This window comes from Lachnoclostridium sp. (assembly GCF_031997925.1).
GTDB lineage: Bacteria > Bacillota > Clostridia > Lachnospirales > Lachnospiraceae > Lachnoclostridium.
Window position 1 is genome coordinate 34,612 of sequence record NZ_DAMADT010000005.1, and the last position, 15,402, is coordinate 50,013.

Sequence of the window (15,402 nt, forward strand, 5' to 3'; positions counted from 1 at the left end):
TCTATCATATTATACTACTTTCATTTTGTAGCCTAAGTACGATTTGGACAATAGAACATTAATTTAATCGGCGTATATCCTGCTTGTTTTATAGCATATACTCTATTGTATTCTTTTTTATGTGATCCCCATCTGTTCTTGAATCTCTCCACTTAATCTTAAGCACAGTGCTACCTATTTCGCAGTCTATTTCTACCTTTTTGAATTTGTTTACACTATGGTTCTCTTTATGCCTAAAGCTGCTAGTAAACACCACCTTAACACTTGAACTGAGAATGGCATTTGTAAGCTTCTTATATAGAGTAGCATAATATCAACTAATTGAACAATGAAATTAAGGCAGATGCAAATCTGCCTTATTGTGTTGCTTATATTCAATGAAAAAGACGGAAGAAATACTTTTACAAAGAATTCTTCCGCCTTTACCTTAAGAGCCTAGGTAAAATCCAATGTTAACTTAATGACATTGGTCTATGACTATCCACCCTTTATTTCAATATATTGTAGTTCTTTTCTTTAAGGAATTAATATATTATAGCAACAACATTAATTAGTTCAAGAAATATAATATTATATCTTGTTGAACCTCTTGCTTTATTAACTCATTGCTATAACCCAGTAGCGAATAAAACTTATTCCCCCAATAATAAATGCTTACTAGTGTGTTACTATAAGTTTTATTTTTTATAATTTCCAGGTCTAATTCATACAGTGATAAATATAAATCTAAATCTGAGTACTTTGTAATTCCATATAAAACCGACTTATATGATTCAAAATTTGAGTTATATCTATCATTATCCCAATCATACGATAAATCTATTTGCACTAGATTACGCACTAGATTTTCATAATATTTAAAATCATCTATATTTGAAAAATTCTGGATTAAGTCCATTTCTATCTGCTCATCTATTAAATATAAAGGTAATCCTACATATTTATAAAAATTATAAGCAAAGTTTTTAAACTTACCATAAGAAACTTCTTGTTTAAAATATAAATTAAGCAGAGCTATATAATAATTATATATCCATGTAACCTCTTCATTTACTGTGATTTCGTAATTATTAACTACACTATAAAGATACATATCAGAAGTCATTGTACCACTAATATCGTATTTACTTATAACATTAGATTCCCAATCATTAAATCCCATCTTTTCGTAAAAAGTAATAGCATCTTCACTTTTTACTGTGTTATTATATAGTGCTTTTGCATATGTGTTTATTAAAGATTTTCCACTTGTTCCTATGTCATTTAAATTATTACTAATATTGTAAAGTAAGTAAGTCTCTATTTTTTTTACTTCTTTGTTAGAATCATATTTATAATTATATTTTTCTGAAACAGGTAAAGGCTTCAATGTAGATATTCCTAAATAGCTGAAATTATCTGTTATGTACTGATTGGGGTAAGTTCTATAATGTGGTCTAATGTAATTTCCATTTTTATCATAATATCCATTTACATAAACTAAATCTGAGACATTTGCCGTGCCTACTATATCGTAATATTTATAGAGATTAACAACTTTCTTATAAAAGATTCCATTAGAATTATTACTTGTTCCAGCAGAATTGCTAACTTCTAGTGATGTATTACTTGATGCACCTCCGTTTGAACCTCCAATATTTCTATAATGCCCCTTTACTCTTGTCCCATCTTTTCTGGTATAACCGCTAACCCATACCCTCTTGGCATCCACTTTTTGAGCTGGTAAAAAAACGTTAAAAACCATAATCAAAATCATGCATATGCACATCAACCTTTTTTTCACTAATATCCCCTCCATAAATTGATTATAACAGTTTACTAACTATAACGAACATATTAGGAGTATACTATAATACGCCAATTATTACCATACCATTTCCACTTTACACACAAAAAAAGATATGCACTAATGGCACCTATCTTCAAAAATTACAGAGATACCTTTTTTAACATTATATCATTAAGCTTGTCTGCTTTTACCTCCCCCACCCTTCATATTAAATTATACAAAAAAAGCAAGATCCGAAAATTATTTTTATTACTCTATGATACAATCATATGTATTTCAAGAATTTTACGAATATATATTTTCCATATAAAATATATATTTACGGCTAGCGTCCACAGACACCAAAGAAGTGTCTGAACTAATCTCCAAACATTATTTTACCACACCATATTTCTCAATACCTGCGCAATTAGAATCTTTGCACCAAATCATTCCTGCTCCCTATAACTCCAACAACCACATAGCTTCTTCCGACTATCGCCTAACCAAAAAAGGAACCAAACCCGAAAGTTTGATTCCTTTTTCCTTTACTGCAGTCGACGGGACTTCAACTCGTCTATTGCTTTTCCCCAATTTCAGTAAAACTCCACTTATTTATGATACGGTTCACCGTAACATATCTAAGGGAGAGTTTTACTGTTTTTTACTTCATTACATATTCTGATGTATCTACCTTATTCATACATCCTTTACCATTAATTCATACATTAATATTCCATAAAAGAGTCGTGTAATACTAATAAAATACATCCAATAAATAACATGTATCAATAAATTTTTGCTTACTTCGCATAATGCGTATCAAATATATTTTCACCGCTTTCTCTATATCTTGGAACTCACTACTGGACTCACTAGAAAAGAGCGGGATTCCGATGAATCCTGCTCCAACGAATGACATAACGATTTCTTGGTTCATTATTTTTAGATATAGGGCATCATTCTTTCATCATTAAGGGTTGTTTGTTAATTTCTAGCTGACGATATTTTCAATCGTTGGCTCATTACAGGTATCTTCTGCGGATGGAACTAGACAGTGGACCTTTCCATGTAGTTTTGCTCAACTCTAATCACTTGTTATACTCTTAATTACATGTTGATCTGCAATCTCTCTTAATGCAATAAAGTCATACAATTTGTTGTCTTGAACCAATACTAGATACCAGCTCTTTCAATTATTCATTTATACTAATTAGATTAACATCTTTTCTTTTTTGTATAAGCCAATCACGTATTTCACTCACGTAATTCTCCCAATATTCATGTTCAGACACTATACTCATTATAGAACTATAAATTTGTTCGCCAATTCCCATCTGTGTTTCAATCTTCCCAATCCAATCATGACTATTTTTTACACTTGTGATATTTTTAGCACACATTACGCATTCATATTTATCATTCATTGTGACCAACATTGAATGGACATATTTCTCAGGTGGTGTATTCGGAGGTAGATTAAATTGCGTAATCATTGACAATGCATTATTAATTTTTCCTTGATGTTCCTCCTCTGTTCCTGATAAAATAGTTTTAAGATGCTTTTCTTTTTCCTCAGTTGTAACTAATTTGTCGCCATCCATTACAATAAGTATCTTACTTATATCTTCTCCACCAAGCACCTTTCCCGCAGCCACTGTAAAAGCATTTTCTATCGAGCCATATGTAATTATATTGATATACCTTAGCATACTCAACTCCATTGCAACTTTATGTACAATAGCAGCAGCAAACTTATCTTCTACATATACAGAATACTCTCTACACATTTCGCCGCTTAATCTATACAACAAATCAGGCTTTATTGAGTCAAAGACTAACATTTTACTATTCTGTTGCTCTATATATCTGATATCTGCATATTCTTTCAAATTGCACATCTCCATCGAATGTGTCGTGAAGATTATTTGTAGATTTCTATCGCTTGCAATTTCGAATAATCTAATAATCAATTTTCTAAAAGCATCCGCATGCAATAGTAGATCTATTTCATCAATCAAAATCAGTGAATATTGATACGCATTATACACGGTTTGTAATATTTTTATCACTCGTTGTTCGCCTGCGCCCATACTTAATGCTGAATATACAATTCCCTCTTTTGTATGTACTCCAATGTACTTCTTTCTTCCTGCCACATGAGACATTAATTCTTCATAATTCTTGTTTAAAATATATGATGCATCTTCAATAATCTTTTCCGATAGTTTATTCTTTTCACTATTTGAAACATAATTGATAAAAGACGATTTTTTCTCAATTTCAATTTCCGGAATGCACGAAGAAATCCCCATAAAAAAGACATCTCTCACTGGACGTGTAGAATATCTTGCCCATCTATCTCCCTTCTTTTCATATTTTTTTATATGGTCTTTTCCTTCATTAAAATCATGATTTACTATAGTTAAATTACTATTTATCCATGAAGCATCTGGATTTGGCGTAAAAAAATAACTAAATCTATAATTTTCTCCTTTTTCATATGGCGAATATGTACATGCTAATGCATGGAGAATTGTCGATTTTCCTGAACCATTTACGCCCATTAATGCAATAAGATTCTTATCAAATTCTAATGATAAATTGTCTATCCCCTTTAGTTTTTTAATCGTAATTCCTTTCAATATATACTTTGGAAAAATAATTTTTGCAGTGTTTCTTTTAGCTTTTGTTTTCTGTTTTTCAGCCTTGATCTCATTAACTATTTTTCTGTCGTCACTTTGAATAAAATCGCTTATTCTATCTGCAATTGCTTTTAAAACAAAAACATTAGATGCATATGCAATCTTATTATACATACGACTTTTACTATTACATCGATTATAATCACAATTATATAGTCCCTTAAATACTGCAAACTCATTATGTGTAAATCTTCGTGGACCTATTGAATCAATCAAGTAATTCTCGCGCATATATCCCATATGAATATTACTTGTTTTTTCCACATTTCCGTGGGTTCTAAGATACCAGTTTTCTTTTTTCCAATCTGCAGTTGAAAAATTGATTTTTCTATACCATTGATCGACCATTTCTGAATTTTCATAAGATGGTTCATGTATTGGACTTCGATAAACAGGCTCTGGAAATTTAAATTTTATATTACCTAAAACCTTATATCCAATAATATATCCTTGTTTACCAACCATAGGAAATCCCGAAAAATTCATCTCATCATAAACCATATAGGAGATATCATATCCTAGTTTTAAAAATTTCTGCATATATTCTTCTAAGTTGTACCTTTTTGTCTTTAAGCTACTAACTGGAACCTCAAACAAAAAAATAGTAGGATCTTTTTTTTCAATAATATTATATATGGTGATATTAGTATTTTCATTATACCCTTTCTTTCCTGAAACTGAGAATGATTGTTGTATATATTTTGCTACAATCAAATCTGCATCTGGTAGAGAATCTGGATCTACTTCTAATAAATTGGCATTTATAATATTAGTGTTAGGCAACCATGGCTTCATTATTTCACAATTTTCTATATCATTGTCTATAGTAGCCAGAATTTCAAAACCTGCTTTTTTAAATGCATATACCCGTCCACCCAATCCTGCATTTAAATCTAATACTTTTTTTCCTGTCATTATCTCCATCTCCTGCACAATATGCTTTTATCTTCTTAGGCATCAGAAACTCAAAGAGTTGTTCAAAAAAAGTTAGTTATATAAATTAAATTATTAATCTGTCATTTATTCTCTTCCAATGTCTTTTATATTGTCTATTAATTAAACTCGTTAAACAAGTACTATTATCAAACTTCTCATGAGCCTTGCGTGCATAGGTAATAAAATTACCATGATATGTCTTACCGTTTCTGTCTTTTTTTCCAACTCTATTTCTTATATCTCCCAAGTGAGTATAATTTTTATAGAGTGCTTTCTTGGCAGCAATTTTATCTTGACCTTCTTTTAAATTGACCGATCGCACTTTATTATAAGCTCTTGTATAATACTTAAATAAACTTTTTTCTCGTAAGCGTACATTGACACCATCAAATGAAAACCCTAAATAATTAATTGTAGTTACTTTATTGCTACAATCTTTGAATGAATTATTTGTAAATAGGTATTCTTCCGTTTTATCATTATTAATTATTAATTTAGGAATTGAATCTTTTACACCTAATATGTACTCTTTATGATTTATGATTTCTCTTTCATCCATAGTGTTCTTATTCGTTGGTATACAGATAATAATATCATCACAATATCTTCTATAAAGACCACCTTTACTCGTTACATAATCATTTATAATTTTATCAAATTCAATCATATATACATTCGCATAAACTGAACTTATAGAAGACCCTTGTGGTATTCCATAGTTTTCTCTATGTTTTTGAAGATATTGCTTCTTACACTCATGAAACTCTTTAGTTTCAAAGAATTTATCCAAACCTTTACCTTCTTTTACTGTAATATTCTTAAAACTAAAAATATCAGCTCTATTTAAGTAACTATACTGAGTTATACTTTTAAATATTTTGTATTCTGCGTCATCAAGTTGATTTTTATTAGAAACTGTACAGACCATTTTCTTTAAATATGAATGATCTAAGTTATCAAAGAAATCACTAAAATCAGCTATGAAAATATATGAATTAATACTTTTAGAAATGAATTCAAATACTTCCTTTGCAAAATCTATATTATTTAATCCATGCTTATTATTCCTATATGCAATAACAGCATTATTAGTCCCATAAGACTTAGCATAGTCATTATAAATGTTGTTTAATTCATTTCCATAATACTCATATATAAATCGATCAACATGTGCAGCATAATAAATTTGTCGGACTTTGGGCTTTTTTTCTTTCTGTCCGTCAGTTTTCTCTATATATTTTTTTAATGTCATTTCAAAGTGAATAAATGGGTAGAAGCCATGTTTAAGTATCCATTTAGGACTTTTAACTTTATTCAAATAGTCTTTTCCATTCTTTTTCTGATCAATATGGGTATACGGTTTATTTTTTAAAATTTTTCTCATTTTTCTCTCCCAAAGCTTGCTAATTACATGACCGGTAGATATCAAATATGAATTAGCAAGCATAAGCAATTATGGACGTTATTTGTAATAACGGCTCTACCTACCTCCATTAATACGAAATATGGTATAATAACATTATTGATAGGACTATTAGTCTAATCAACATGGGAGGTAATCATACAATGCACATAGCTGTACATAGCATAATCATTATGTTTGTCAGTAAATTAATACTTGACGTATTATACGAAATTCCCTTATAACTATTTATAAGGCAAAATAATTATACCTCATATTTCCAACTATTACAACAAGTCTCAGACTTATTCTGACAAAAACTTTTTCTGAACTTTAGAGCAGATATAAGTTCAAATGCTAAGCGCTCCTAATCCGATTAAATTCTCGTCCTATATTACATGATAATTTACAAAATAAAGCTAATACATCCTACAATATAAGAAATATTAGCTTTTTTCTATACAATTATTATATATTTTCAGTACATTTTTGTAAAATTCTCCCCTACTTATGGTACGGTTCCCCACTCATAATCCGATACCCTCTATACACCTGCTCCAATAAAATCATCCTCATAACCTGATGTGGAAATGTCATCTTAGAAAAACTAAGCTTATAATCTGCCCTATCTAAAACTTCACTATCCAACCCAAGTGAGCCACCAATCACAAAAGCAAGATGACTTTCTCCGTTAACCCCAAGCTGCTGCATCTTATCTGATAATTCTTCGGATGAGAGCATCTTACCTTCAATTGCAAGTGCAATGACATAAGCGTTATCTTTGATATTTTTTAATATCCTCTCGCCCTCTTTTTTCTTAATCTGAAGTTCTTCCGCAGGCGAGGCGTTGTCTGGTGTCTTTTCATCTGGCAACTCGATTGTCTCTAACTTGCAATACCTGCTTAAGCGCTTTGAATACTCATCAATTGCCATCGTTAAATATTTTTCTTTTATTTTTCCAACACATACTACTGTAATTTTCATATTAATAATTATGCCTTTCCATAGCCTGTAAACTTTGTTCCGCTCGTATTAAGTTGCATATAAAATACAAAGTTGTTCGATACAAGCACAAAGTGTCATGTTAAAAGTACAAATTTGCATGCTACAATTACAAATTTGCGTGCTACAAGTACAAATTTGCGTATTACAAGCCCAAATCATCCTTTTCTCTTTCCTTCATCTTCTTTCGTAATGCTTCTGCTCTAGCAAGAAGGTCTTGTTCCATTCGTTTCTCTTCCTCCTCAAGAACGTGACCAGTACTATCTTCTACACTATCGCTTCCTTGCAGCTCGATGTTTTCCGCTTCTTTACCTACCACGGATAGAGGCTTTTGAAAGAATTTAAAAAATGTATCCATTATAAAAATACCAATTGCTATCATACCAGCAATTTGGAGAGTTTGATAAAAGTAATAAGAAGCTTTTGCTCCATCTTCTAGAATTAAGTAATAAACGATACGGTATGTCCCAACACCAGGAACCAAAGGTAAAATACCAGGAATTAAAAATACGGTTACTGGAGCTTTAAATCTTCTTGCGAAGGCGTGGGAGATAAAAGCAATAACTAAAGTAGCAACAAAAACACTCATAGCAAGACTTAAACCTCTGCCAAGACTGATGAGATAAACAAGCCAATCGATTGCTCCCACTATTGCTGAGTATACTAAAAATTTTCTTGGTACTCCAAATGCCAAAGCTAGGGTAAGTACTGCGATAAAGGCACCTATAATCTGTACTATCATACAATACCTCCTAACATCACTTTAGCAAGTGCGAGTCCAGCACCTATTCCAACGGCAAGAGAAGCCGCTGTTACAAATGCTTCTACTAATCTTGCAGCACCAGATACATAATCACCCTGAAGCGTATCTCTAATGCCATTCGTTAAAGCTACACCGGGTAATAACGGCATGATAGCGCCTGCAATGATCAATTCCATCTCTGCATTCAAATGAAAAAGATTTACGATACAAGTCGAGCTGATTGCCATTACGGCACATATCATCATGTTGGTTACAAAGCGGTTAATTTTTAACCTTTTCGACATAATATTGCTAACCATAATAAAGATACCATTCCACATAGCAAGAAAACACTCTATGAAATTTGCTCCAAGAAGGATTGCAAATCCTGGAGCTGCAATAATCATACAAAGATAGGCGAGCCAAGTTGGATAACGTACAACTTTCGTAAGTTCGTTTAGCTTTTCATTTGCAGTTTCAAGGTCGATTTCTCCACTGCATAATTTTCGTGAAATATCATTCGCGTAATAGATGTTTCCTAAATCTGTTTGCCTCTCTGCAACTCGCCTTACCTGGCTAATTGCATCAATTGAGGAATCTGCTAATGTAACAATAATCCCTGTAGACACAACAAAAACATCGCAGCGATCAAACCCCGATGTTTTTAATATTCGATAGATGGTATCCTCAACTCGATAAGTTTCCGCACCAGAACGTAACATAATCTCACCTGCCAGCACTGCGGTATCCACCAATAATTTATAGTTCATTCACATCCTCGCCTTCTTTGGATGATAAAGCAGATTTATGTTCCGCTTTTCTTTCTCCTCCTAACTTTCAAGCAGGTTCATTTACTGTAAGATACTATACTCAAAATAGAAATTTATGTCAATACCAGTTTTTATTTTTTATTAAGGATGAAACTTATCTTTGCGGGTGAAACTTATCTTTGTGGTTAAAATCTATCATAATTATAATGTGAGCTGTTAAAAATAGCAAGAGAATAGAGTTTATTGTCGCAAATAAGTGTTTTTCCCATATAATTACAATGGCAAAACAATATATGAACAAACAATAACATAAATTGTTCACAAATTATTTTAAATTACTTCATAGTTTCCTCATATTTATTGAATATAATAAAAGCATGAAAGTGAATCTTAAGTTTCACTCTCTCCTCCTCCCCCAATTATAATATATAAAAAAGCCTTAGTTTAACCGCTAAGGTTTTTTTCGTTACTATATTTAAAATTTTTTACTTATACCATGGGCAGTCTTAATTTACCTATGACATAGTTTATACTATTCAGATTTTTTTCATACTTAAAACACAAAATGAACACAAATCAATTTTATAATAAAGATAGATAGTGGTTAAACACTTTCTACTCCCACCCTATTATACGCAAGATGGTACATTGAGTTGTACAAATTGTAATGCTGTTATCAAACATCTTTACTCCCTCCCCGGTTGTAAGGAACTGATATCACGTAGATAGAACCTCCCTAGTTCAGGATTACGTTTTAGCATTACAAAACAAAAGGCAAGCATCCCCTGCTTGCCTTTTTGTTTTATAAAAATCTTCATGCAATAGAAAGGAGCTTTACAGTTAAACATCTGTAAAACTCCTTTTTATTAATTATTTATCTTTTTTCTTTTCAAGGATAATATCCCCAACATTACTTAAAATCTTTTCATCTGTTGTATCAATTGCATCCGTTATTGCCGCACCAAGTTTTTGTGAAACTTGTTTATCTTCATTGTCGGAAGCATTTAATTCATCCTCTGGAATCTTACGAACCCGAACAGAGGTAATCATTCGATTCTGTATTTCCATTAGTTCATATTCATATCCGCAATATCGAATGGTAGCCCTTTCATCGTCTCCTGGAATATGGTCTAGTAACGATACTATAAGCCCATTTAACGTATCGTAATTTTTTATATCTTCTTCTGCAAAAGGAAGAGATAACATATCTTCTAAATCTTCTAGGGAAGCTTCACCGGACACCAAGTAAGAGTCATCCTCTAATCTTGTGTAAAGCTCCTCTTCGTCATCATATTCATCCTGTATATCGCCTACGATTTCCTCTAAGATATCTTCCATAGCAACGATACCGGCAGTCTGCCCGTATTCATCAATTGCAATAGCCATATGGATTTTCTTTGTTTGCATATCGTGGAATAATACATCAATACTTTGTGTATCTGGTATGAAATATGGTTCTCTGGCCACCTTTGACAAAGGTTCAACCTTAAGTCTAGGATCCAGAAAATATAACATAACATCCTTTAAATGTAGCAAACCTACAATATTATCAATGTCCCCATCATACAATGGGAATCTGGAGTAATTCTCATCTAACATAAACCGAAGAGCCTCTTCGATAGAGAGAGCACAGTTGATTGCAATCATCTTCTTACGATGAGTCATAATGTCTTTCGCAGCCTTTTCATTAAATTCGATGATATTGGATATCATCTCAGCTTCTTCCGCTTCAAGAACTCCCTGCTCATGACCTTCATTTACCATAGACATAATTTCTTCTTCTGTTACATTCTCTTCTAAGTCACAAGGACGAATTCCAAATAAACGAAGTATGCCATTCGTATTCTTTTCCAATAACCAAATAATTGGTGCAAATAGATGAGAACAGGTTAATATCATTCCCGCCATGTTAAATGCACAGGAATCCGCATATTTTAGTGCCAGCTTTCGTGGTAATAGCATACCAAACAATACGATTAGATAAGTGATTAATATCGTAACCAATACCATTGCGATACTGGTTGTTATCGCCATAGCTTCTGGAAGCATACTACTTTCGATAAGTTTTTCAATCACACTATAAAGCTGAAAAGAATAAGTCATACCAATAAGTAAGCTGGCTAATGTTAGAAGAATCTCGATGACATTTATGTATCGATGAGGGGTATCTAACAATTTAACTAAGCGTTTTGCCTTCTTATCTCCCTCTTCTGCCCGCTTTCTGGCAAGGACTTCGTTTACATTTTCAATGGCTGCCTCAGCTGCTGATGCTAATGCATTTAGTGTTACTAGTACTAGTATTAAGACAAGACCACGTATGGGATGTCCATCCATATAATTTCAAATCTCCTTTAATATATTTTTTCCGCAGTTTCTATTATACCATATTTTTCTGCGGTGCAAAACATACTTCATGAATGTTATGTAAAGTATTGAATAATAGAAATTAAGTTTACAACATTTCTATTATTTAGGTTATTTACATCTTCTTGTTACTTCATGATGAACAAGATAGATAACGGTCTACTTTTAAAAATTGGCAAGCGTGTCCCTGCTTGCCTCGTGTCATCTATTAAACTTAGCCTACTTAAGGTTTTTTCCTAACTAATCTCCGTACGTTACACTCCTCTACAAGGACTAATAAATCAATATATTAATTTTCCTGTCATTATTACCAATAACTTGTTATTGAGTGCATGCCGCACAGCGCTATAAGAAATTACATATTTCATAATAACTTATTTGCTCCCCTTAAGAGCACGCTATTATGAGGCGCGGAAGTGAACCAATGTCACCACCGCATTCATAATAAGTACGACCTATGTATCCAGGGCGAAGCTAATAAGTAAAGCTTTGTCAATACGCTTAAGGATATCTTGGTCCAAATGACACACTTTCTCTTTTAATCTGGATTTATCAATGGTACGAACCTGTTCTAACAGGATTACGGAATCTTTGACAATTCCATATTTGTCAGCATCGATTTCCACGTGCGTAGGCAACTTCGCCTTATTCATCTTTGAAGTAATTGCTGCACAGATAACTGTCGGACTGTGCTTGTTACCGGTGTCATTTTGAATTATTAATACAGGGCGTACACCACCCTGCTCACTTCCAATGACCGGTCTTAAATCCGCATAAAAAATATCGCCTCTTTTTATAATCACATAACTCACACTCCATCTTATGGCTTTAGCTTTATTATTACCACTTTTGACCATCGTATTCCATAAAACGTAACATTCTATGTAGATTGCGGTTATGTATTTCACATCTCCTAACAAAATATAGAACTTTTTTAATGTCGGATCGATACGGGCTTTCCATTCTGATAATAAACTCTTGGAATTCTCTTTCCTACATTACAGACAAATTCATAGTTAAAGGAGCCAGCGAGGTCTGCAGGTTCTTCTACTGGTATAACATTATCGCCATCCCTTCCAACTAACGTCACGATATCTCCTTGCTTTACTTCAGGTATGTCTGTAACATCTATCATAAACTGGTCCATACATATTCTACCCACAATTGGGGCAAATTCTCCATGAACCAAGACTCTGCCAACGTTTGACAGTTGTCTTGGAAAACCATCCCCATAACCCACCGGTACTGTTGCGATTGTCATAGTTCTCTTTGTGACAAATGTACTTCCGTAACCGATTCCATGGCCTGGTTCCAGTTCCTTTACAAATGAGATATGTGTTTTAAGTTCCATCGCGGGTTCTAATCTAAGGTGATTCTTATCAACCTCTTCGGACGGATATAATCCATAGAGACTTATTCCAAACCGTACCATACTAAGATTCATTTCCGGAAGGTCGATTGTCCCAGCACTATTAGAAATGTGTTGTATAGGCAATTTAACCCCTTGCGCTTCTAACTGATTCACAAAGGCTGTAAACAATTCAAATTGTTTTTTTGCCGATGTTTTATCTGTCATATCTGCACATGCCATATGAGTAAAGATTCCGTCTAACTTTAGATTAGAAAGTTTCTTCATCTTGACAATTTCATCTATGCTTTCGGCTGTCGGCTGGTATCCGATCCTACTCATACCAGTGTCAAGCTTTATGTGAATTTTGGCTACCTTGCCAAGAGTTCTTGCAATTTCATCCATTTTCTTTGCCATCAACAGTTGAAAAACTGTCTGTGTCAAATCATATTGGATTACTTCAGTCAGAAGTTCTGGAGCTGTATATCCTAAAATTAAGATAGGCTTTGTTATGCCTGCTTCACGAAGCTCTATTCCTTCTTCCACAATCGCTACTGCATAAGCTTCTACGTCATTATCAATAGCTCTAGCAATTGGAACTGCTCCATGACCATAACCATCTGCCTTAATTACAGCAAAAATCCCAGTTTCTTTCTTTATGTTCTTTCTTACTTCCGCAACATTATGAATAATAGCATCCAAATTAATATCAGCGCTTACACGCAAGTATCTTGGATTATACGTTTCTTCCATCATGATTTCTTAAAACCTCCGGCAACGCTCCGATTATATCCCCAGCTAACATAGAGTAAGTTGATTTTACTTTGGCGGCCTCTTCTCCTGCCAGCCCATGAAGATATACACCTAGTGTTGCTGCCTTTCCTGCTTCAAGTCCCCCCGCTATCAAACCAGCAATGATTCCCGTGAGTACATCACCGCTACCTCCAGTCGCCATTCCATGGGTTCCGGATACATTGATATAACGCAAGTCTTTTGAAGCAACGATAGTCCTGCTATCTTTTAACACATAAATCATTAAGTTATTATAAGTACAATAGCCGGCTATGTCAATTAAATTACAAGGAATTTTATTAAGTGGATATAAAGTGAGCCTTGAAAGCTCCTTTAAATGAGGTGTCAAGATAGTTCCTTTTGGTAGTATATCCATTATATGGTGTATTCGTTGATGGAAACGTTCTACTTCATCTGTCATCTCTGATACTTCGGGTATCATTTCATCTGCTAACTTAGCCAGTAAATTAATTCCATCTGCATCTACAATAAGTGGCACTCTTGCTTCCTTACACACTTTAAGCAATAATTTCTTAGCCATATCCTCTGTCGATAGCCCTGGACCAATAACAATTACAGTTGCAAACTCCAATGCTTTCTTAATCTGTTCCTCACTATTCTCCTCATCATAGGCTGCAAACAATGCTTCAGGAAGCATCCCCTGAAGCACAGGAATTGCTTTCTTTGCTGTAAGAATTTTTACTAAACCTGCACCCATATGATATGCTGCTGCCGCACTAAAATAAGCTGCACCAGTCATGTTTTCTGTTCCAGCAATCACAAGTACCCTACCATAGCTTCCTTTGTTAGAATATGCCATTCTTTCTGGTAGTTTATCTAAATCAGCAGCTTCATAGTAAGTATAGGTAAGACTGTCCAGTTTTTCCTTTGCAAATCCGATATCTGCGATATGAACCTTCCCAGCATAAGTAGCCCCAGGGTAAAGCAAAAGTCCAAGTTTTTGTTCCCCAAAAGTAACCGTTTCGTTTGCTTTTACTGCACAACAAAAGACTTGCCCATCACTTGCATTAACACCAGACGGTATATCAACCGAAACCACGTAACAGTCGCTTTGATTAATACTTTTGATTACCTTCGCATATTCACCACCCACTGGTTTGCTAAGGCCAATACCAAAGATACCGTCAATTACTATATTATATTCTGCTATCTCCCATTCGGTACGGATGGATAACCCTAAATTTTTCGCAATCTTCCACTGTTCTCTACATTCTTTCGAAAACTTCTCAAATTCACCGATGACTCCTATGGTTACGTTATAACCCCATAAATGTAAAATACGAGCAGCTGCAATCCCATCACCGCCATTGTTGCCGGTTCCACAAACCGCGATAATCTTATCGGTCTGTTTTGCATGTTCTTTCACTTGTTCCGCCACATAAAGTGCAGCACGCTCCATGAGAACCATTGCTGGAATTCCAATCTGCTCGATTGTCATCTTATCTAAGTTTTTCATCTGCACTGCATCTAGTGCATACCGCATAAGAACCTCCATTCTTTAGCAATCCTGCAAATCTGGGACACAAACACACTTGTAATCATGCCTGCTCAG

Annotated in this window: 10 protein-coding genes and 1 pseudogene; all 11 read right to left on the minus strand. The window is 33.7% G+C overall.

Annotation, left to right across the window (positions count from 1 at the left end):
- Positions 1–32: 32 nt before the first annotated feature.
- A pseudogene (locus RTP52_RS20500) lies at positions 33–256 on the minus strand (ApaLI family restriction endonuclease).
- Between the two features lie 294 nt (positions 257–550).
- Positions 551–1,783, minus strand: a complete 1,233-nt coding sequence (locus RTP52_RS05295; RefSeq protein WP_312369698.1) for a hypothetical protein — start codon at positions 1,781–1,783, stop codon at positions 551–553.
- 1,181 nt (positions 1,784–2,964) lie between these two features.
- Positions 2,965–5,388 (minus strand): DNA cytosine methyltransferase, encoded by a 2,424-nt coding sequence (locus RTP52_RS05300; RefSeq protein WP_312369699.1) that lies wholly within the window; start codon positions 5,386–5,388, stop codon positions 2,965–2,967.
- Positions 5,389–5,473: 85 nt separating this feature from the next.
- Positions 5,474–6,793 (minus strand): reverse transcriptase/maturase family protein, encoded by a 1,320-nt coding sequence (locus RTP52_RS05305; RefSeq protein WP_312369701.1) that lies wholly within the window; start codon positions 6,791–6,793, stop codon positions 5,474–5,476.
- 522 nt (positions 6,794–7,315) lie between these two features.
- Positions 7,316–7,795, minus strand: a complete 480-nt coding sequence (rlmH, locus tag RTP52_RS05310) for a 23S rRNA (pseudouridine(1915)-N(3))-methyltransferase RlmH (protein ID WP_312369703.1) — start codon at positions 7,793–7,795, stop codon at positions 7,316–7,318.
- Positions 7,796–7,958: 163 nt separating this feature from the next.
- Positions 7,959–8,555 (minus strand): threonine/serine exporter family protein, encoded by a 597-nt coding sequence (locus RTP52_RS05315; RefSeq protein WP_312369705.1) that lies wholly within the window; start codon positions 8,553–8,555, stop codon positions 7,959–7,961.
- Positions 8,552–9,325, minus strand: coding sequence for a threonine/serine exporter family protein (locus RTP52_RS05320; RefSeq protein ID WP_312369707.1), 774 nt, complete (start codon positions 9,323–9,325; stop codon positions 8,552–8,554). The genes RTP52_RS05315 and RTP52_RS05320 overlap by 4 nt, the downstream gene beginning before the upstream one ends.
- Positions 9,326–10,195: 870 nt before the next feature.
- Positions 10,196–11,659, minus strand: a complete 1,464-nt coding sequence (locus RTP52_RS05325) for a hemolysin family protein (RefSeq protein WP_312104512.1) — start codon at positions 11,657–11,659, stop codon at positions 10,196–10,198.
- A 485-nt stretch (positions 11,660–12,144) separates the two neighbouring features.
- A complete protein-coding gene (locus RTP52_RS05330) occupies positions 12,145–12,492 on the minus strand; it encodes a type II toxin-antitoxin system PemK/MazF family toxin (RefSeq protein WP_029501644.1) in 348 nt (115 codons plus the stop codon).
- A gap of 131 nt (positions 12,493–12,623) precedes the next feature.
- A complete protein-coding gene (gene alr / locus RTP52_RS05335) occupies positions 12,624–13,793 on the minus strand; it encodes an alanine racemase (protein WP_312369709.1) in 1,170 nt (389 codons plus the stop codon).
- Positions 13,774–15,333: an NAD(P)H-hydrate dehydratase gene (locus RTP52_RS05340; RefSeq protein ID WP_312369711.1), complete on the minus strand. Its 1,560-nt coding sequence runs from the start codon at positions 15,331–15,333 to the stop codon at positions 13,774–13,776. Before RTP52_RS05340 ends, alr begins: the two co-directional genes overlap by 20 nt.
- Positions 15,334–15,402 lie beyond the last annotated feature (69 nt).

What these genes read in the sequence shown, in the direction of transcription:
- RTP52_RS05340 (WP_312369711.1), bottom strand. Translation starts at nt 15,333, where the DNA reads ATGCGGTATGCACTAGATGCAGTGCAGATGAAAAACTTAGATAAGATG.
- RTP52_RS05300 (WP_312369699.1), bottom strand. Translation starts at nt 5,388, where the DNA reads ATGACAGGAAAAAAAGTATTAGATTTAAATGCAGGATTGGGTGGACGG.
- rlmH (WP_312369703.1), bottom strand. Translation starts at nt 7,795, where the DNA reads ATGAAAATTACAGTAGTATGTGTTGGAAAAATAAAAGAAAAATATTTA.
- RTP52_RS05320 (WP_312369707.1), bottom strand. Translation starts at nt 9,325, where the DNA reads ATGAACTATAAATTATTGGTGGATACCGCAGTGCTGGCAGGTGAGATT.
- alr (WP_312369709.1), bottom strand. Translation starts at nt 13,793, where the DNA reads ATGATGGAAGAAACGTATAATCCAAGATACTTGCGTGTAAGCGCTGAT.
- RTP52_RS05305 (WP_312369701.1), bottom strand. Translation starts at nt 6,793, where the DNA reads ATGAGAAAAATTTTAAAAAATAAACCGTATACCCATATTGATCAGAAA.
- RTP52_RS05315 (WP_312369705.1), bottom strand. Translation starts at nt 8,555, where the DNA reads ATGATAGTACAGATTATAGGTGCCTTTATCGCAGTACTTACCCTAGCT.
- RTP52_RS05325 (WP_312104512.1), bottom strand. Translation starts at nt 11,659, where the DNA reads ATGGATGGACATCCCATACGTGGTCTTGTCTTAATACTAGTACTAGTA.